The organism is Demequina lutea (assembly GCF_013409005.1).
GTDB classification, from domain to species: Bacteria; Actinomycetota; Actinomycetes; order Actinomycetales; family Demequinaceae; genus Demequina; species Demequina lutea.
This window is the reverse complement of record NZ_JACBZO010000001.1, coordinates 623559-641662: the sequence shown is the minus strand read 5'-3', so window position 1 is coordinate 641662 and position 18104 is coordinate 623559. Positions and strand designations below refer to the sequence as shown.

The following is an 18104-nucleotide window of genomic DNA, read 5'->3' as shown; positions in this document are numbered from 1 at the left end:
AGATTCCGGGGTCCCCACCCACAGACCGGGCAGGTTCGGGATCAACGTGGCAGTCCCGCGCAGCGCGTCAAACGTTCCGGGCAGCATCACCCCAGCCGCCTCTATCGGGCCGAGCGCCGCGATGCGCCCCGTTCCACGCGCTCCACCACTGACTGCGGCCCGCGGTCGGCGAGCGTGGACTCGCTGGTCGTGTCGATCACTTGAAGCGAGCCACCAGGGCCGTCTTCGACGACCGCCGTCTTGACGTTGGTGCCGCCGATGCCCAGTCCGAGGTAGCGGGCCATCAGTGATCAGCGCGCGCGCGCGACGAAGTCGTCGAGGATCACCGCGGTCGCGATGGTACCATTGCGACTGCAGCCAACGTCAAGCACGTCAATCATCGCGTCGAGGGTCCGTACCCCGCCCGCAGCCTTGACTTTCATTTGTGGTCCGACGCTCGCACGCATGAGCCGGAGGTCGTCCAAGGTGGCGCCTGAGGGGGCGAAACCGGTGGACGTCTTGACGTAGTCGGCGCCAGCGGACTCGACCAGATGGCAGGCAGACACCTTCTCGGCGTCGGAGAGATAGGCATTTTCCAGGATCACCTTCACCAAATGCCCGTCGGCGGCCGCGACGACGGCTGCGATGTCATCTTGCACCCGCTGGAACTCACCAGAGCGCAGCAAGCCGATACTGAGGACCACGTCGATCTCGGTGGCGCCATTCGCGACGGCTTCCGCAGTCTCGGCAACCTTAACGGCGGTCGTGGAGTTTCCGTGCGGAAACGACACGACGGTGCCTATGGCGACGTCCGTACCGGTAAGTAGTCCGTGCGCGAACGTCACATCGACGGGCCGGCAGCAGACGCTCACAGTTCGGTATCTCGCGGCGATGGCGCACCCGGCCTCCACCTCGGCCAGGGTCAACTCGGGGCGCAACAGGGAGTGATCAATCGCGCCTGCGATGTCCTCGTACGTGCGGCCCCGGTACGTCGGGATGGTCGTGGTGTTTGTCACGATGCTCCTCTGTGATGTCGTCGAATTGAGCGGACGAGAATAGACAAATAGAAGATTGCACAGGTGGCCCCTGTTTGTCAACCTGGCGCGTTGACTCATGGAAAGTGCGCGCGTAGTAGGTATCGAAGAATCATTTGATAATGCGCGCCTGGCGGTGTCGGTGAGTCAGCGTCGGTAGGTCTTGTCCATGTGGCTGACGTTGAGTGAACGCAAGGCGGTAACGAAGAAGTTGGCGTTGGAGTATCGGCGTGGTAACAAAGCGGCTCGGTTGCGTCCAATAGCGTGGTGTAAGGCCCGGTGTTGATGGGCGTGTTGCACGAGTGTGAGGCGGCCACCGCGTGATTCTTGGAAAGACCGATTCAAAGTCTCTTCGAAGGAGTACACGCGATGACCGCGCCCCCCTTTATCGACCCTTCCCGTTTCCTGTCCGAACAACTCGAGCAGGCCTCACCGGATCTGATGCGGCAGATGCTCACGACGTTTATCAACACGTGGATGTCGGCTGAAGCGGAAGCTGTTTGCGGCGCCGTATACGGCCAGTTGTCGCCCGGCCGGGTCAATTCCCGCAACGGCTACCGTCACCGCGATTTCGGCACCCGCACCGGCACCCTCGATGTCGCGATCCCGAAGTTACGCGGCTCTTCACAATTGAGGGTGTGCTGACCGGGGTGTGAGTGGTTGGGGGTGGGGGTCGAGGTCCCCCAGGATGGAAGTTCTGACACTCACCATCTGAAGGACCTCGACTTGTTCCACGTTACCTTCGGCGTGCCCAACCTGACCACGTTCTGCCGCCTAGACGAGCCCGGGCTCGTGGCTGTGAGCCAACGCCTCCGACCAGATCGGGCGGTGCTCGAGTGCCGCGTCACCGATGCCGACGACGAGTGTCGGTCCTGTGGTGGTCTGGGTCGCCGACTGGGCACCGACTCCCGCACACTCGCTCATGAACCGTTCGGTGGCAGGCCCACGACGCTGCAGGTGCGGGTGCGCCGCTACCGGTGCACCCTGTGCGGGCGCTTCTGGTCGCAAGACACGTCCGCAGCCGCCGAGCCCCGCGCGAAGGTCTCTCGTGGTGGGCTGGCGTGGGCGCTGCGCGCCCTCGTCATCGACCACCTGTCCGTCGCGCGTATCGCCGCGGGGTTGGGAGTGGCATGGAACACCGCGAACGACGCGGTCCTTACCGAAGGGCACCGGCGGCTCATCAACGACCCAGCCCGCTTCGACGGTGTCGCCGTTTTGGGAGTCGATGAGCACGTGTGGCGTCACACGAGGTTCGGTGACAAGTACGTCACCGTCATCATCGACCTCACCCCCGTGCGTGACAAGACCGGCCCGGCCCGGCTACTCGACATGGTCCCTAGCCGCTCGAAACAGGTGTTCAAGACCTGGCTGGCTGAGCGACCCCCGCCATGGGCCGACGAAATCGAGGTGGTCGCGATGGATGGCTTCACGGGCTTCAAGACCGCCACCACCGAGGAACTTCCGCAGGCCGTCGCCGTGATGGACCCCTTCCATGTGGTCCGCCTCGCAGGCGAAGCACTCGACCAATGCCGCAGGCGCACCCAACAGCAACTCCATGGTCATCGCGGACGAGCCGACGACCCGCTCTACACCTCGAGGAGGACGCTCCATACCGGGGCCGGGCTACTCACAGACCACCAATGGGTCAGGATCGAGCGCCTGTTCGACACCGACGAGCACGTCGAGATTGAAGCAACCTGGGCCATCTACCAGCGCATGATCACCGCCTACCGTGACACCGACCGTGCAGCCGCCCGACAGGACCTCGCCGCACTGATCGAGTCCTTGCGCACCGTCGTGCCCACTGCCCTGGTCGAACTACGCAGGCTCGGCCGCACCCTGAACACCCGCGCCCACGACATCCTGGCGTACTTCGACCGCCCCGGCACCTCCAATGGCCCCACAGAAGCGATCAATGGACGCCTCGAACACCTCCGCGGCTCAGCGCTCGGCTTCCGCAACCTCAGCAACTACATTGCCCGCGCTCTGCTCGAGGCCGGCGGCTTCAGACCCCTGCTACACGCTCAATTGTGAAGAGCCAGTTACGCACCGGCACGTACTTCCCGGACTGGCTCCTTGAGCGGCGCCGCCGTGCTGAGGCTGCCCTGACCTCCGTCGTGGCGACGTGTTACCTGCTTGGGGTGTCGACCAGGCGGATGGAGAAACTCGTCGAGTCTTTGGGCGTGACCCGCCTGTCGAAGTCGCAGGTGTCGATCATGGCCCGTGACCTTGACGAACAAGTCGAGCAGTTCCGCACCCGCCCCCTGGACGGCGGCCCCTACACGTTTATCGCAGCCGACGCACTGGTGCTGAAGGTGCGTGAGGTCGGCCGCGTCGTGAACGTCCACGCACTCCTGGCAACCGTGGTCAACGCAGACGGACATCGTGAAATCCTGGGTTTGCAGGTCACGAGCGCCGAAGACGGTGCAGGCTGGTTGGGTTTCTTCCGCGACCTGACCGCACGCGGCCTGACCGGCGTGAAACTCGTCACGTCCGACGCGCACGCCGGTCTCGTGTCCGCGATCGGGGCTACCCTGCCCGGCGCGACCTGGCAACGGTGCCGCACCCATTACGACGCGAACCTGATGTCCGTGACCCCGAAGTCCGGTTGGCCATGGGTGAAGACCGTGCTCCACTCCGTCTACGACCAGCCCGACGCCACATCCGTGCACGCCCAGTTCGACCGGGTCTTGCACGCTTTCGAAGACAAACTCCCCCCGTCGCCACCCACCTCGAAGGCGCCCGCACGGACGTGCTCGCGTTCACCGACTTCCCGAAGGAACTGTGGCGACAATTCTGGTCCAACAACCCTCAAGAACGCCTCAACCGTGACATCCGCCGCCGCACCGACGTCGTCGGCATCTTCCCCGACCGCGCCTCCCTGATCCGCCTCGTCGGCGCGGTTCTGGCCGAACAACACGACGAATGGATCGAAGGCCGCCGCTACCTCGGCCTCGACGTCCTGGGCCGCTCCCGCCTCACCCTCGTCACCACCGAAAGAGAGGAACCGACCACCGAACTCGGCGCCCTCAGCGCCTAACAAATCCAAGAATCACACGGCAAACGCCCTACACCACGCAAATGGACTTGACCAGGTCGAACAGCCCGACTAACGTCATATCTAAAGTCCTTGTCGGCTGGCATACGACTGACATGATGGCCTATATCACATGGAAGGGATGCTCTTATGGAGTGGATCGGCACCTCGGCTCACCAACGATGGCTTGAGAACGAGGCGGACAGAGTGTTCAACTTTGCCCGGGCAGCTGTCAACCCCAATGGTGGGTTCGGATGGCTCGACAATTACGGCGTACGCGATGACTCGGTACCTCAGTACCTCTGGATCAATGGCCGCATGGCACACGTGTACTCCCTCGCCGCGCTGATGGGTCGGCCTGGAGCGTCTGACCTCGTCGACCATGCGATCGCAGCAATTAAGGGGCACTTCCACGACGACGAGAATGGGGGCTGGTACACGTCTGCCAAGCCCGAGGGCGCGGTCGACGATACGAAGTCCGGGTACCCCACATTTTTCGTTGTGCTCGGCGCGGCAGGCGCAGTGGCGGCAGGCCGGCCGGGCGGCCTCGAACTCCTGACCGAGGCGCTTGAGGTCACTGACAAGTACTTCTGGGCCGAAGAGGAAGGAATGGCCCGCGAGTCTTGGGACCGTCGGTTCGAGGTCTCGGAGCCGTATCGCGGGGGCAACGTCAACATGCACGCTGTCGAGGCGTACCTCGCCGCTTTCGGCGTACTTGGCAAGCGAGAGTTGCTCGACAAAGCAATGTCGATCGCCACGCGCCTCATCCATGAGCATGCGCGCGGTAACTCGTATCGTGTGTATGAGCACTTCACCACGGACTGGACGCCCCTGCCTGACTACAACAAAGAGAACCCTATCCATCGATTCCGTGCGTTCGGCTCAACACCAGGCCACTGGATGGAATGGGCACGCCTGCTTCTGCACTTGCGTGCGGAACTCCAGGAACTCGGCGAGACACCTCCGACGTGGCTGCTAGTTGATGCAGAGGGGCTCTTCCAAGCGGCCTTGCGTGACGCGTGGGAGCCGGATGGCAAGGAGGGGTTCGTCTATACCGTTGACTGGGAGGGGCAGCCCATCGTCCGGGAGCGCATCCGCTGGGTGATCACCGAGGCCATCGGCGGCGCATACGCACTCTTCGCAGCGACCGGAAACGATGACTACGAGAACTGGTATCAGAAGTTCTGGGATTACTCCCGGCGCCGCATGATGGACTTTCAGAGTGGGTCATGGTGGCAGGAACTGGATGTCGACAGCGAGCCGTCAAACGTGGTCTGGGATGGCAAGCCGGACATCTACCACATCATGCATGCGGTTCTGGTCCCGCGACTGCCCTTACGTCCTTCCTTGGCGGCAGCACTTGCGCTCGGCAAACTCGATGCGCCGGTCTCGTATGACGGCTCTTCAACTTCCGCGTGATGGGTGCCTGTTGTGAGGGCTCGTCGCCCTGAGGCAGGCTGGGCGTTGTCCATACCCCGAGGAAACAGGACCACGAGCGTGTTTCACAATACTGGCGACCCGGCGGCGGTGTCGCGTTTGTTCAATCTTCCCCAGTTCCATGTGTGGGATGTTGTCGCGGATGAGGAGGGTGGGCGGACCGTGACCATCGACACGGGGGTGACGGAGGCGGGGTGTCTGGCTTTGTCCCCGGTTGGTGGACTGAATCGCCACCACTTGACAAACATAGGAGATTCAACAGACGCCTCGAACACCTCCGCGGCTCCGCACTCGGCTTCTTCCGCAACCTCACCAACTACATCACCCGATCCGTCCTCGAAACCGGAGGCTTCAGACCCCAACTACACCCTGGATTGCGATGAGCCCCTTTCACGTCCCTTCAAAAGTGCCGCACGTGGGCAAATAGCTATTTCGCAGCCTGAGATATAAATAGGCCGTGCGCCGCATCTATGATGCGGATCGCTTCCAAGGACTCAACTGGATCTGTGGGACCCGGCGTGCCGTTGACGATTGCCTCGGCGACGCCGCGGTAGAAATCCGGGTAGGCGCCGCGTTCCGTGGGAACGCGACGTGTGCCTCCCGAGGTCGTGAGCACGCCCCAGTCACGCTCGGATGTGACACCGTAGGCGCTGTCCGTCACTGCCCCTCCGGCCTTAATGTAGTCCTCCTGGCCGTCGGCCTCCGCGACCACGAAAGCACCCTCAGTGCCTAGCACGCGAAAGCGGGCCGGTGCGGCACGCGCACTGCGGCTCATTGAAAGGTGCGTGCGTACTCCAGACGCGTGGAGCAGACTCAACGCCGCATCATCTTCGCTCGAGCGTCCAGGAAATACGTGACTCTCGTGCGCACTCATGAGTCTCGCGGGTCCAAACAACTGCAATGCCTGGTCCACAAGATGGCTACCCAGATCGAATATCACTCCACCGCCCTCGGCTCGACCCACGCCCTCCTGCCACGGCGCACGGAGGCGGGCACCACTGAACTTTTCCATGCTCGATTCGAAGCGAAAGATAGACCCCAAGGCGCCGTCGGCCAGCACCTTCCGGAGAGTGAGAAAGTCACCGTCCCACCGACGATTCTGATACACAAAGAGTCGACGACCAGCGCTCTTCGCCATGTCGATCATCGTCTCGCACGCGCGCACGCTCGTGGCGAACGGCTTGTCGGTGACCACGTTCAACCCATGTGACAGCGCTACGCTCACACTGTCAATGTGCGTAGCTGGCGGTGTTGCCACGACCACAAGATCGAGGTCACGCGACCCGTCGAGCAGGGCATCGAGGCTGGCGACAACGTCGTAGCCGCGAGCCCGCGCGACTGTTGAGCGCTTGTGACTGGACGTGACCACTGCCCGGATTTCGAATGCTGGGTTGGCGGCGAGTGCTGGTTCGTGGAAGATTTGTCCCGAAAGGCCGAATCCCACGATGGCCGTACGGATTTGCGTCATCTCACCACACCGTGTATCCGCCGTCGACCACGATGTCCGAACCCGTCACGAACGAACTCGCCTTCGAGGCAAGGTACACCACCGCACCGGCGATCTCCTCGGGCTTCGCAAACCTGGCTAGAGGCGTCTTGGACAACCACGCGTCGACCATCTCTGGCTTCGCCCGCGACAGTGCCGTCATCGCCGTCTCCGTGTAGCCGGGTGAGATGGAGTTCACACGCACGTTACGGTCGCCCCACTCGCCCGCTAGAGACTTGGTATACTGAATGACTGCGGATTTGGACGCGTTATACGCGGCCTGGCGTTGTGGACGATTGACGGCGTGGGCAGACATGGATGCGACATTGATGATCGACCCACCACCTGCCTCAAGCATCACGCGGCCAGCGGCCCGACAGCAGCGGAACACCCCATCGATGTTCGTGTCGAACACCATGCGCCACTCCTCGTCTGTGGTGTCCTCTGCGGGTTTGTTGAGTCGCGCGCCCGCGCTGTGCACCGAAACGTCCAGCCGACCATGCTCTTGCACCACGCTGCGCACCGCCGCATCGACAGAGTCGCTAGATGTGACATCTAGGTGCACATACGTGGCTCCGATGCGGCGAGCTGACTCTTCGCCGATGTCCTCGCGGCGCCCGCCGATGTACACCGTTGCGCCGAATTCGCGTAGCGCAGTCGCTGCCGCAAGGCCGATCCCGGTTGCTCCTCCGGTCACGAGTGCCACCCGCTCAGCGAGTGTGAAGTCAACGCGATTGTGCATATGAGGCTTGTCCTTGTTCTCTGGAATGTTTAGGGGGCATGGCGCGGTACGCGCGTCAGCCCTTGGTCGCGCCGGCGGTGAGGCCAGACACCACATATCGTTGGAAGAACATTGCGATGGCAATGATCGGAACCGTTATCGAGACACTCGCCGCCATCAGGCCGCCCCAATCAATGCTCGCGTAACCAATGAAGTTGAAGATGGCGACGGGCAATGTCTTCGTGTTCGATCCGGACAAGATCAGTGAGAACAGAAAGTTGTTCCACGAGAAAATAAACGCCAGGATCCCGGCGGTCGCGATGCCCGGTATCGACAACGGCAAACTAACCCTCACAAATGCGCCGATCGGAGTCAGTCCGTCAACCTGTGCGGCCTCTTCGAGTTCGATCGGCAAAGTGTCGAAGAAGGAAATCAAGATCCACACCATCAAAGGCACCGACAGAAACATGTGCGAAATGATCATTGCGCCATATCCACCAACCATCCCTATCTTGGCAAAAAGGAAGTACCAGGGAACGATGAGGCTGATGCTCGGAATCACACGAGCGAGCAGCACCATTATGGATGACTTGGTCATGCTGAAACGGGACATCGCATAAGCCGCTGGTACCGCAAATACCAGCGACAGTGCCGTCGACACGACACCGACGATTAGGCTGTTACGGAAGAACGGCAGAAAGGCCTGGGCCCCGAAGACCGTCTTGAAGTTATGGAGCGTCGGGCTGAAGATGAAAGTCTTGCTCGGGTCGTAGATATCTATTTGGGTCTTGAGCGACGCGAGCACAAGCCAAACGAGGGGAAAGATGAAGACGACGACGACGGACGCGAGCGCGATCACGCGGAACACGTTGTACGCCCGCGAGGGACGCATCCCCCTGCGCCGGGAGGCCCGGAGCGTTGCTGCCCGAGCACGCCGGGTCATTGCCCCCTCCTTCGCGCGACGATCTGAAGCGTTACAAGGACAAGCACCATGATGAAGAACACCACCAAAACAGCGGACGCGAGTCCATAGCGGTTGTCGCTGAAGTTGATGCCGTAGGCATAGATGTTGATGGTCTCCGCCTCGTGCATAGAGCCACCGCCTGCGCCCTTCGTCGCATACAGAATGTCGAAAGTCTTGAACGCCTCGACCGACCGCAAGATAAGCGCTGCGAAGACCACGCTGCGCATCAGCGGAAGCGTGACAAACCAGAATCGCTGAAAGACGTTCGCCCCGTCCACGCGCGCAGCCTCCTCGGGTTCTTCCGGAACTGTGGTGAGACCGGCGAGAAGGAGCAACGCCACCATCGGCGTCCACTGCCACACATCGATGAACATCAAGGTGGGAAGCGCCGTGCTCGGACTGGACAACCACTCACTCCCGGGGAGTCCAAAGAACCTCAGAAACTCGTTTGCGAATCCGATTGTGGGTTCAAAGATCAGCCGCCACAGCATCGCCACTGCTACCGGGGTCGCTACCAAGGGCATGAGAATGATGACGCGCACGATGCCCTGGCCGCGGAACTCGCGGCGCAACAATAGTGCGATCGCGGCTCCGAGCAGCATCTCTACGGATACGGCACCGACGGTGAACAACACAGTACGGTAGACCGCTGGCCAGAATCGTCGGGTATCGGTGAGGACGTTGGTGTAGTTGCCGAGCCCGGTGAAGTGGAAACTTGCCCTCAGCGAACTACCCGCATCGGTGAAACTCAGGTACAGCGTATAGCCGAGAGGTATGACGAGCAGGAGCACGATGAACGCGATCGCGGGGCCACTGAGAATCCACTTGCGGTTGCGGTTCACCCACAGACTGATGGCGGCGCGCCACGCAATGACTGGTGAAGACATCTTCTCTATCTCGTCTCTCCTTTGACGGAATGTGCTGGCGGGCCGCAGCGCTACTGCCGCGACCCGCCAGCACATGGGCCCTGTGTTTTATTTGGCTTGGCCGTCGAGAAGCGCCTGGAAGTCGGAGTTGGCTTGATCCGCTACGGCATTAGAATCGCCGCCCTGGATCGCAGCCACGATCGGGGCTCCGACAATCTGGCGAGCCTGGTCGACATTCACCACCTGTGGGCGGTCGTACCCCACACCGATCTTGGAGTTACCCTGAATCGTCGCCAGCAGATCGGGGGCGAGAGTCGAGGTTCCTTTAGGGTCGTTCCAGACTGAAGTGCGTGCACCCGGCACGCCAGCCTCCTGAATCGTCAGGCTGTTGGCCTGGTTGGTCGCCCACTTGATGAACGCCCATGCCGCATCCTTGTGCTTCGAGAACGCGCTGATACCCAAGGCCATTGCCGTGATGTTGTACGGCTTTGAACCTGCAGGACCGGCGGGAATCGGGCCGACGCCAATCTGATCGGCAACCTTCGACTGTGTCGGGTCGACTGCGCTGTCATAGTTCGAACTGGCTTCAGGATAGAACGCGACCAGACCCTGCTGAAGTAGACCCATGACCTGGGGCCAGTTCATGTCCGTTTCTCCGGGTGGTCCGTAGTCATGGATGAGTCCGCCATACAGCTTGTATGCAGCCTTCGCGGCATCGCTATTGATCGTCGAGTTGCCTTTGCCGTCAGTCCAGTTGCCACCCATGCTGTACAGGAAGCTGGAGAACTGCGTCACCGCCGCACTCACCTCACCGCGACCGGCAAAGGCGAAGATATCCGGGTGCAACTCGTGGATCTTCGCCACGACCGCCTTCAGGTCATCCATAGTCTTGGGGTAGGGCATCCCGGTCTCCGCGAGCAGATCCTTGCGGTAATAGAGCACCCCGGTTTCGCTTACCAACGGAACACCGATAATCTTGTTGTTGACCGTCACCGAGTCTCGAGCGGACTGCCAAAAATCGTTCCAGTTCCAGTCGGTGCTCGCGTTCACGTATTTCGTGAGGTCCGCAAACCAGCCGTTCTGTGTGAACTGCTGCGTATTTTGCAGGGGTCGGAACATGAGTACGTCAATGTCGGAACTGCCAGCGTTGAGCTTGACGTTATAGAGCGTTGCTTGCTGCGCATCGTCGTACACATTTACGTCAACCTTGATCCCGGTCTCAGTCGTGAAGTCTCCGATGAACGTCTGAAGTGATGTCGTCCACGCGTGATGCGAAAGACTGAGGTTGATGGTTTGGCCGCTTAAACTACTGCTACTGCTAGGGCCACTGCTACTGCTAGGGCCACTGCTACTGCTAGGGCCACTGCTACATGCACTCAAGATCAGTGCGGCCGTTAGGGAAACCGCGGCGTACCGGGACCTGCGCTTCATCTTAATATTCACGTTGTCTCCTCCAGTGAGTGATCATGTACCGCCCGACAGCACATCCGATGCACCTTTGCATCACCTCACAGTTCGAGGTTAGTCAATAAAGTATGACTTAGTCAATCCCAATCGCGGATTATTGAGATGACACGGGCATGGTGTCCCGCATAGATGCACGTGTCGGGTCGATCTGGGCCGCGAGTGATCACGACGGCCATGTCTCGTGGTTGGAAGCCTCCAAATCCAGCAGCGTCGCATCGAGGTGCTGCGCGCAAGCCGCACGCGCCGCTCGCCGGTCGCCTCGACCGATGGCATCAAAAATCATCTCATGTTCGGAGAGGGCATCCGCTGGCGGACGGCGCACGCCTGAACTCCGACGGCGGCTCAACGCAAGCAACGCCGCCGATGGCCTCATCATGTCCGCGAGGAGGCCATTCCCAGCAGCGGAGAGAAGCGCTTCGTGGAACGCGATGTCCGCGTCCACGAAGCCTTCAGGCCTGTCGAGGTTGCTCCGCATGGCATCGATTGATCGGCGCATGGCGTCGATATCCGTCGGCGTCGCACGCTGCGCGGCCAGGTCCGCAGCCGCGGGTTCGACAATCGTTCGCATCTCCGTCAGTTCACGCAGGCGACCGGCGTCGGATGCCACCGCGTGACCGAGCGTACTCGCAAACGCCCTCTCGAAATCGTGGACCACGGTCGGCCTGCGTCCCGCCACGAGTTCGAGTACCCCCTGTATCTCGAGCGCGGCGAGGCCCTCGCGGACAACGGTGCGACTCACCCCCAACTCGGCGGCAATCTCTCTCTCGGGCGGCAGCGTATCCCCAGGCATGAGTCCATCGGAGTCGATGCGCTCAAGCAGCGCAGATACCACTGCATCCCGCAGTTTGCTCCTCGTGATCATGTTTCCTCCCTGTCCTGACACTAGACGACCACCCATATGGTTGGTGTAACATTTGGTCCAGGAGGCCCACATGCAGGATGCAGTGATCGGGATCGACGTCGGCACGTCATCGTGCAAGGCGTCGGCCTTTGACTTACGCGGAGCGTGCATTGCACGTGCTCGCGTGGCCTATCCCACGCACCTCGGTCCCAATGGCGCGGCGTCTCAGTCGCCCCACGACTGGCGTGAGGCGGTACTCGACGCGCTCACCACGCTGGCGGGCTCGCTTGCCGCATGGCGCATTATGGCTATCGGGCTCAGCGCACAGATCGGCACCCAAGTACTCCTCGACTCCCAGTACAAGGAACTTCATCCCGCAGTGACGTGGCAGGACGGCAGGTCCGAGGCCGCCGCCGCCGAGGTTTGGCAGAAAGTCGACCGCGCCGAGTTGGCACGAGAACTGCGGACGTGGCTCCCTGATGGGCCGGCATGGCCTCTCGCCCGTATGCAATGGTTGCGGCAAGCACTACCGCGCGAGTTCGCGACAGCGGCGCATCTTGCGCAACCCAAGGACATCATCGTTCACGCTCTGACCGGCAATTTGGTGAGCGACCCGTCGAGTTGGCGTGGCGTAGCACAGCCCGATGGACAGATTGCGACGCGCGCTTTGGACGCTCTCGACCTCCCCAACCTCATTCCGGACCTCGTCGACGGCACTGTCAGCCCGGGAGGCCTCCTGCGCTCGGTCGCGGAACGTACAGGTCTGCCGGTCGGCACTCCGGTCGCCGTCGGCTGGAACGACTTCAACGCGAGCCTTCTGGGCATCGGCTCGCTCTCGCTCGGCAACGCATTCGACGTGGGCGGAACCTCCGAACACGTCGGAGTCGTCACGGGCGGGCCACGGCGGGATTTCGACGTGATAAGTGTTCCGTTCCACGGTGTCGACACGGACCTTTACACGGTATACGGGGTGACCTCCAATGCCGGATCGACAATCGACTGGATGACGCGGACCGCTGGGCGCAATATTGACATCGATGCCGCCCTGTCTGCCACCCCGACCGGAGCGGACGGTCTGCTCTTCATGCCGTATCTCTACGGCGAGCGCAACCCAATATGGGACGCGAGCGCATCAGGAGCTCTTGTAGGGCTACGCGCGACCCACGGCGCCGACCACATCGTCCGTGCGATGGTCGAAGGCATCGCGTTGAATCTCCGCGCGATTTTACGCATGATTCCTTCCGACTCGATACGGGCAGTGCGGTCGACCGGCGGAACCGCGGGCTCGGCCGGGTGGAACCGTGTCAAAGCGAGCGTTCTTGGTGTTCCGATCATCACGACAGTTGAGCCGGACAGTTCGTCACTGGGTGCCGCAATAACTGCGGCCGTCGGTGTCAACATATTCGCGGATGTGCATGAGGCGACCGACGCCATGGTCCACGCTGCCGACGTGTTCGAACCATGCCCCCAGGACAGCGAGCGCTACGACGCCATCGCCGCCGACTTCACCGGGCTGTATCCCAGTCTGGTCGAGACCCTGCACCGACTACGAGCGAGAGGCTGATCATGGCGGAACAACGTGCAGTTGTATATGGAGCGGGAAAGATATCTCGAGGGTTCCTAGGAAATCTCCTGGCGGACGCGGGCTTCGCGATGACGTTCGTGGACGTCGATGCTCGCATCGTCGGCCTGCTCGCGGACCGTAAACAATACCACATACACATCCTCGGAGCACCCGAAAAGGATTCGCTGGTGACGAACGTGACGGCCGTTACGGCCGACGATGCGGCCACCCGCACGCTGCTTGTCGAAGCGGCCGTCGCCTTCGTGAGCGTGGGCGGAGCCAACCTCGCCAGCGTGGCGAAGACGATCGCGCCAGCATTGTGCAACCGCTTCGTCTCCACGCGCGAGCCGCTGAACATCGTTGTGTGCGAAAACTGGCGGGCTGCAGCAGCCACTCTCCGTGACGCCATTGCGCTTGAATTGGCGGACGACGACCGTCGGATCTTCGACGAAGTGATCGGCATCGCCGAGTCGACGATCCTTCGGTCTGGAATCGCCGGGACGAAGAAGCAGCTTGAGGCGGACCCGCTCGCGGTCCAGGCCCAGGACTACTGGGATCTGCCGGTCGATGGCGATGCGTTGGTCGGAGGGCTGCCCGAGATCCCCGGGGTCTCACCGATCGCGGGATTCTCGACGGCGCTCGAGCGGAAGATGTACACCTACAACTGCGGCAACGCGCTGATCTCGTATCTCGGCTGGTTGCGCGGACACGAGTTGCTGTCGCAGGCGGCGAACGACGCTGTGCTTGCGGACTTGATCGATGAGGTCTACAAGGAGACCTGCGAGACGATGGTCAAGCGCCATGGCTATGACCGCGATGACCAGCGCGATTACGCGATGCGCTCTCTGGCCAAGTTCCGTGACGAGACCATCGTCGACCCGCTCTACCGGCAGACGGCCGATCCGATCAGAAAGTTGGGCCGTGAGGACCGGCTCGTCGGCGCGGGGCTAGCCGCGCTCGACGAGGGTGTGTCGGCCGATGCCATCGCCGTCGGAATCGCCGCAGCGTTGCGCCACCGCAACCCGGCAGACCCGTCAGCGGTGCGGCTTGCCGAACTCATCGACGAGCGAGGTGAGGGCGGCGCACTTGCGTCGATTACCGGTCTCGCCGAAGATCACCCCCTCGTAGTGCTTGCGCTCGCGAAACTTCCCGAGGTGGACGCGCTCGCGAAGGCTTAGCCGTCAATGCGCGGTGCGCGCCGGGGACATGATGAGCACCTTCATCGCAACCCCAGCGCGCATCGCGCTGACGCCGTCATTGATCTGCTCGAGCGGATAGGTCCCGGTCACCAACTGGTCAAGCGTGTCTAGTGACTTCAGCAACTCCGCGGCAGTCTCGACGTCCTCGCGCTCGTACACCCGCGTGCCGATGACCGTCAGTTCACGCCAGAAAATGCGGCGCAGATCGAATTCTCGAGGAGCGTCATGGACGCCCACGATGACGACACGGCCTCGCACCGCCGCAAGCCCGGTCGCGGTCGCGGCTCCCTGCGCCGAACCCGAGACTGGCCTTGTCCCCGTTTGGTGGACACCTTCTGAGGAAGGGTGTTTGAAGCGCCTCAGGTTTGGTGCCGCATCCTTGTGAGATGGAAGGATGTATGTCATGCCGAAGAGAATTGATCCTGTTGTTCGTGACCGGGCGGTGCGCCTGGTCCGTGACCACGTGTCCGAGTATCCGTCGGTCAAATCCCTGGTAGTGGTGTAGCGCTGGTTTCTCCTCGAGGTGTTGGGGTTAGGCGCTGAGCGCTTTTGCGGGGTGGTTTCCACCTCCTTGTCGGGGTCGGGGCTGGCCCCGGTGACGAGGTGCAGGCGGCTCTTGGCGAGGATGTTGAGTCCGAGGTAGCGGCGTCCTTCGGCCCATTCGTCGGTTTGCTCGGCCAGGACCGCGCCGACAAGGCGGATGATGGCGTCCCTGTTGGGGAAGATTCCGACGGAGTCGGTGCGGCGGCGGATTTCCCGGTTCAGGCGTTCGCCCAAGGTTGTTGGACCAGATCTGCGACCAGAGGCCTTCGGGGAAGGCGGTGAACGCGAGGATGGCGGCGCGGGCGGCGTCGAGGTGGTCGCACGCGTCGGGCAGGCGTCCGTCGACGTAGTCGAGGAGGCGGTCGAACTGGGCGCGGACAGCCTTCGCGTCAGGTTGGTCGTAAACGGAGTGCAGCATCGCCTTCACGGCGGGCCACATGCTCTTGGGGGTCACGCTCATCAGGTTCACAGCGTAGTGGGTGCGGCAGCGTTGCCATGTGGCTCCGGGCAGGTTCGCTTTGATCGCGTCCTCCAGGCCCGCGTGCGCGTCCGAGGTCATGAGTTTCACACCGGTGAGGCCGCGGGCGACCAGATCGGCGAACAGCTCGTTCCATGCGGGCCCGGTCTCCGCGGTCGCGGCCCACATGCCCAGCACTTCACGCCTGCCGTCGGCGTTCACACCGGTGGCGACCATGACGACCGCGCCCACGCCCCTCCCTGTCAGGCTGTAGTGAGACACCCCGGAGCCCCCGGGTTCACCGTTGGGGGTGGTGACAGGAGACAGCTTCGTGAGTAGCAACAGTCCAGCTCTTCCCGGTGCCGAAAATGATCCGTTGGCCAGCCCAGGAGAAGTAGTCGTAGATGCGGCGGCTCGTCCGGTCCGGCGCTCATTCATGGCGGCCTACCGGGCGAGGGTGGCCGCGGAGTATGAGGCGGCACCGCGCGGCAACAAGGCTGCGGTGTTGCGTCGTGAGGGCTTGTACCAGTCCCAGATCCGCGAGTGGGCTCGCGGACGTGATGCGGTGTGAATCGCCCCGGGTTTGGTGGAGGGTCTGATTCCCCGAAAGGATGGGAGTCATGCCAGCACCGAGGAAGTATCCGCAGGAGCTCAGGGAGCGTTCCGTGCGGCTTGTGAGAGAAGCGATGTCGCAGGAGACGTCGCTGTCGATGAACGCGGCCGTGGTCCGTGTCGGTCATCGGGTCGGAGTGAACTCAGACACGCTGCGTGGCTGGGTGAAACAGGCCCGGATCAATGCCGGAGAGGTTGCCGGTGTCACGACGACGGACGCGGCCACGATCAAGGCGTTGGAGCGAGAAGTGCGAGAACTTAAACGCGCGAACGAGATCTTGCTTGCCGCGTCTTCTTTCTTCGCGCGGGAGCTCGACCCGCGACTTCCGTTCTAGTGGCCTTTATCGATGAGCATCGCTCACGGTTCGGGGTCGAGCCAATCTGCCGGGTGCTCACCGAGCACGGGTGCCGGATTGCCCCGTCGGGTTACTACGCCGCCAGGAACCGTCCCGACTCGGCGCGTTCAGTGCGTGACCGGGAAGTTGCCTCCTTGATCGAGGCGGTGTTCTGGGACCGCAACCGCGGCCGAGGCATCAGCGGCCCCCGTAAGGTGTGGCGCTTGCTGCACCGCGACGGGGTCGAGGTCGCTCGGTGCACCGTGGAACGCCTGATGCGTGTTCAGGGACTGCGGGGAACGCGTCGTGGCAAGCAGTTCATCACCACAAGACCAGATGCTGCGGCGACGCGTCCGCCGGATCACGTTCAACGCAACTTCCGCGCCGAGCGTCCCAACGAACTGTGGGTCGTGGACTTCACCTATGTTCCGACCTGGTCGGGTATGGCGTTCACCGCGTTCGTCACCGACGTGTTCTCGCGCCGGATCGTCGGGTGGCGGACGATGTCGAGAATGCCCACTGACTTGCCCCTTGATGCGCTTGAGATGGCGTTATGGGTGCGAGAGCGAGCCGGTCAGGACGTCGCCGGCGTCATCCAGCATTCGGACGCGGGAGCTCAATACACCGCGCTGCGCTATTCGGAACGGCTCGCAGACGTGGGAGCGATCGCGTCGATCGGGACCGTCGGGGACTCCTACGACAACGCCCTCGCAGAGACCGTCGTCGGGCTCTACAAAACCGAGTGCGTGACAATCGACGGCCCGTTCCGCACCGCTGACGAGCTTGAATACGCAACCCTGTCCTGGGTGCACTGGTTCAATGAAAACCGGCTGCACTCCTCGATCGGATACCTCACCCCGATCGAGATGGAAGACCTGTACTACCGTGAGAACACGACCCAGGAGCAGCCGCTCCTGGGAGAACTCACCCTCCACTAAACCCGGGGCGATTCATACAACTACATCCACCGCCACTCCGCGATCGCCTGGCACACCCCGGCCTCGGTCCACTTCGGCACCACCGACGCGATCGACCAGGACCAACAGAACACCCTCACCGCCGCCTACCACGCCCATCCCGAGCGGTTCGGCCACCGACCGCACCCGCCGGTAATGCCCACCCAGTCCTGGATCAACCAGCCCAAGGTCGAACCCCAAATGAACTGACCACAACCGTCTCAGTTGACTTAACAGATTCCGGCCGGGGCCGCTCCGGGGCGGTCAATTCCGTCTCGGTGCCACCGTGGGCTTGCCGATACTTGACCAACCAACTCCGAAGAGTCTCCGTGCCAACGCCGTAGCCCTCCGCGACTTCCCTGACCGGCCTCGAGGTCGAGATCACCTCGAGACACAACTCATCCCTAAATTCCTGCGTGAACCGTCGTCGTGACGCACTCATCCTGCGATCTCTCTTTCAGTAGCGCCCTCATTTTAAGAGGGCCCACCGTCCGAAAAACCTAGGCCGCCCACTGGGCCACGAAGAAGGGTGCAAAACTAGCCGTCGGGGCCTGGATTGAGGACCGCTACAACCGGCGTCGACGCCACTCCACCCTCGGCCAGATC

At 62.3% G+C, this 18104-nt stretch carries 14 protein-coding genes, 4 pseudogenes and 1 other annotated feature; of the genes and pseudogenes, 8 read left to right on the top strand and 10 right to left on the bottom strand.

Annotation, left to right across the window (positions count from 1 at the left end; translation table 11 throughout):
- Window positions 1-101 precede the first annotated feature (101 nt).
- On the bottom strand, window positions 102-284 hold the full coding sequence (locus tag BKA03_RS03125; RefSeq protein ID WP_062076308.1) for a hypothetical protein: 183 nt from the start codon (window positions 282-284) through the stop codon (window positions 102-104).
- 6 nt (window positions 285-290) lie between these two features.
- Window positions 291-995: a deoxyribose-phosphate aldolase gene (gene deoC / locus BKA03_RS03120; protein WP_238579495.1), complete on the bottom strand. Its 705-nt coding sequence runs from the start codon at window positions 993-995 to the stop codon at window positions 291-293.
- A gap of 387 nt (window positions 996-1382) precedes the next feature.
- Here deoC and BKA03_RS03115 point away from each other — a divergent pair.
- From BKA03_RS03115 to BKA03_RS03100, 4 genes and pseudogenes are all read left to right on the top strand, one after another.
- Window positions 1383-1640, top strand: a pseudogene (locus BKA03_RS03115) (transposase); the annotation flags it as partial.
- A 99-nt stretch (window positions 1641-1739) separates the two neighbouring features.
- Entirely contained in the window at window positions 1740-3047 is a 1308-nt protein-coding gene (locus BKA03_RS03110) for an ISL3 family transposase (RefSeq protein ID WP_062076312.1), read from the top strand.
- A gap of 5 nt (window positions 3048-3052) precedes the next feature.
- Window positions 3053-4053, top strand: a pseudogene (locus BKA03_RS03105) (IS256 family transposase); the annotation flags it as partial.
- Between the two features lie 147 nt (window positions 4054-4200).
- Window positions 4201-5469 (top strand): AGE family epimerase/isomerase, encoded by a 1269-nt coding sequence (locus BKA03_RS03100; protein WP_062076257.1) that lies wholly within the window; start codon window positions 4201-4203, stop codon window positions 5467-5469.
- Window positions 5470-5914: 445 nt separating this feature from the next.
- Here BKA03_RS03100 and BKA03_RS03095 read toward each other — a convergent pair whose 3' ends face one another.
- The 6 genes from BKA03_RS03095 to BKA03_RS03070 form a co-directional block, all read right to left on the bottom strand.
- Window positions 5915-6955: a Gfo/Idh/MocA family protein gene (locus BKA03_RS03095; protein WP_062076256.1), complete on the bottom strand. Its 1041-nt coding sequence runs from the start codon at window positions 6953-6955 to the stop codon at window positions 5915-5917.
- Window position 6956: 1 nt separating this feature from the next.
- The gene (locus BKA03_RS03090; RefSeq protein ID WP_062076255.1) at window positions 6957-7715 is read right to left on the bottom strand and encodes an SDR family NAD(P)-dependent oxidoreductase; all 759 of its coding nucleotides are present in this window, start codon (window positions 7713-7715) and stop codon (window positions 6957-6959) included.
- Window positions 7716-7770: 55 nt separating this feature from the next.
- A complete protein-coding gene (locus tag BKA03_RS03085; RefSeq protein ID WP_238579489.1) occupies window positions 7771-8637 on the bottom strand; it encodes a carbohydrate ABC transporter permease in 867 nt (288 codons plus the stop codon).
- Entirely contained in the window at window positions 8634-9545 is a 912-nt protein-coding gene (locus tag BKA03_RS03080) for a carbohydrate ABC transporter permease (protein ID WP_218855981.1), read from the bottom strand. Before BKA03_RS03080 ends, BKA03_RS03085 begins: the two co-directional genes overlap by 4 nt.
- Window positions 9546-9632: 87 nt before the next feature.
- The gene (locus tag BKA03_RS03075; RefSeq protein WP_083972120.1) at window positions 9633-10955 is read right to left on the bottom strand and encodes an ABC transporter substrate-binding protein; all 1323 of its coding nucleotides are present in this window, start codon (window positions 10953-10955) and stop codon (window positions 9633-9635) included.
- 199 nt (window positions 10956-11154) lie between these two features.
- Window positions 11155-11853, bottom strand: a complete 699-nt coding sequence (locus BKA03_RS03070) for a FadR/GntR family transcriptional regulator (protein ID WP_062076252.1) — start codon at window positions 11851-11853, stop codon at window positions 11155-11157.
- 70 nt (window positions 11854-11923) lie between these two features.
- Between BKA03_RS03070 and BKA03_RS03065 the strand changes: the two genes are divergently transcribed.
- Both BKA03_RS03065 and BKA03_RS03060 read left to right on the top strand, forming a co-directional pair.
- A complete protein-coding gene (locus tag BKA03_RS03065) occupies window positions 11924-13396 on the top strand; it encodes a xylulokinase (protein ID WP_062076251.1) in 1473 nt (490 codons plus the stop codon).
- A 2-nt stretch (window positions 13397-13398) separates the two neighbouring features.
- Entirely contained in the window at window positions 13399-14574 is a 1176-nt protein-coding gene (locus tag BKA03_RS03060) for a mannitol dehydrogenase family protein (RefSeq protein WP_062076250.1), read from the top strand.
- 576 nt (window positions 14575-15150) lie between these two features.
- On the opposite strand, the pseudogene BKA03_RS03055 reads toward BKA03_RS03060, so the two are convergent.
- A pseudogene (locus tag BKA03_RS03055) lies at window positions 15151-15856 on the bottom strand (IS256 family transposase); the annotation flags it as partial.
- 70 nt (window positions 15857-15926) lie between these two features.
- Here BKA03_RS03055 and BKA03_RS03050 point away from each other — a divergent pair.
- Entirely contained in the window at window positions 15927-16166 is a 240-nt protein-coding gene (locus BKA03_RS03050; protein ID WP_152649648.1) for a transposase, read from the top strand.
- A gap of 49 nt (window positions 16167-16215) precedes the next feature.
- Window positions 16216-17480 (top strand): IS3 family transposase gene (locus BKA03_RS03045; RefSeq protein ID WP_179397684.1). Its coding sequence is split into 2 segments (ribosomal slippage): window positions 16216-16501 and window positions 16501-17480, totalling 1266 coding nucleotides; the frame shifts between segments, so codons are not numbered across the junction.
- Window positions 16497-16628, top strand: a sequence feature (AL1L pseudoknot). (Overlaps the previous gene by 132 nt.)
- Window positions 17481-17742: 262 nt before the next feature.
- Here BKA03_RS03045 and BKA03_RS03040 read toward each other — a convergent pair.
- Window positions 17743-17940: pseudogene (locus tag BKA03_RS03040) on the bottom strand (transposase); the annotation flags it as partial.
- Between the last annotated feature and the right edge of the window lie 164 nt (window positions 17941-18104).

Bases quoted from the DNA above. Each gene is read 5' to 3' on its own strand.
- BKA03_RS03100 (WP_062076257.1), top strand. From the start codon at position 4,201: ATGGAGTGGATCGGCACCTCGGCTCACCAACGATGGCTTGAGAACGAG.
- BKA03_RS03095 (WP_062076256.1), bottom strand. From the start codon at position 6,955: ATGACGCAAATCCGTACGGCCATCGTGGGATTCGGCCTTTCGGGACAA.
- BKA03_RS03065 (WP_062076251.1), top strand. From the start codon at position 11,924: ATGCAGGATGCAGTGATCGGGATCGACGTCGGCACGTCATCGTGCAAG.
- BKA03_RS03085 (WP_238579489.1), bottom strand. From the start codon at position 8,637: ATGACCCGGCGTGCTCGGGCAGCAACGCTCCGGGCCTCCCGGCGCAGG.
- BKA03_RS03125 (WP_062076308.1), bottom strand. From the start codon at position 284: ATGGCCCGCTACCTCGGACTGGGCATCGGCGGCACCAACGTCAAGACG.
- BKA03_RS03075 (WP_083972120.1), bottom strand. From the start codon at position 10,955: ATGAAGCGCAGGTCCCGGTACGCCGCGGTTTCCCTAACGGCCGCACTG.
- BKA03_RS03080 (WP_218855981.1), bottom strand. From the start codon at position 9,545: ATGTCTTCACCAGTCATTGCGTGGCGCGCCGCCATCAGTCTGTGGGTG.
- BKA03_RS03060 (WP_062076250.1), top strand. From the start codon at position 13,399: ATGGCGGAACAACGTGCAGTTGTATATGGAGCGGGAAAGATATCTCGA.
- BKA03_RS03090 (WP_062076255.1), bottom strand. From the start codon at position 7,715: ATGCACAATCGCGTTGACTTCACACTCGCTGAGCGGGTGGCACTCGTG.
- BKA03_RS03070 (WP_062076252.1), bottom strand. From the start codon at position 11,853: ATGATCACGAGGAGCAAACTGCGGGATGCAGTGGTATCTGCGCTGCTT.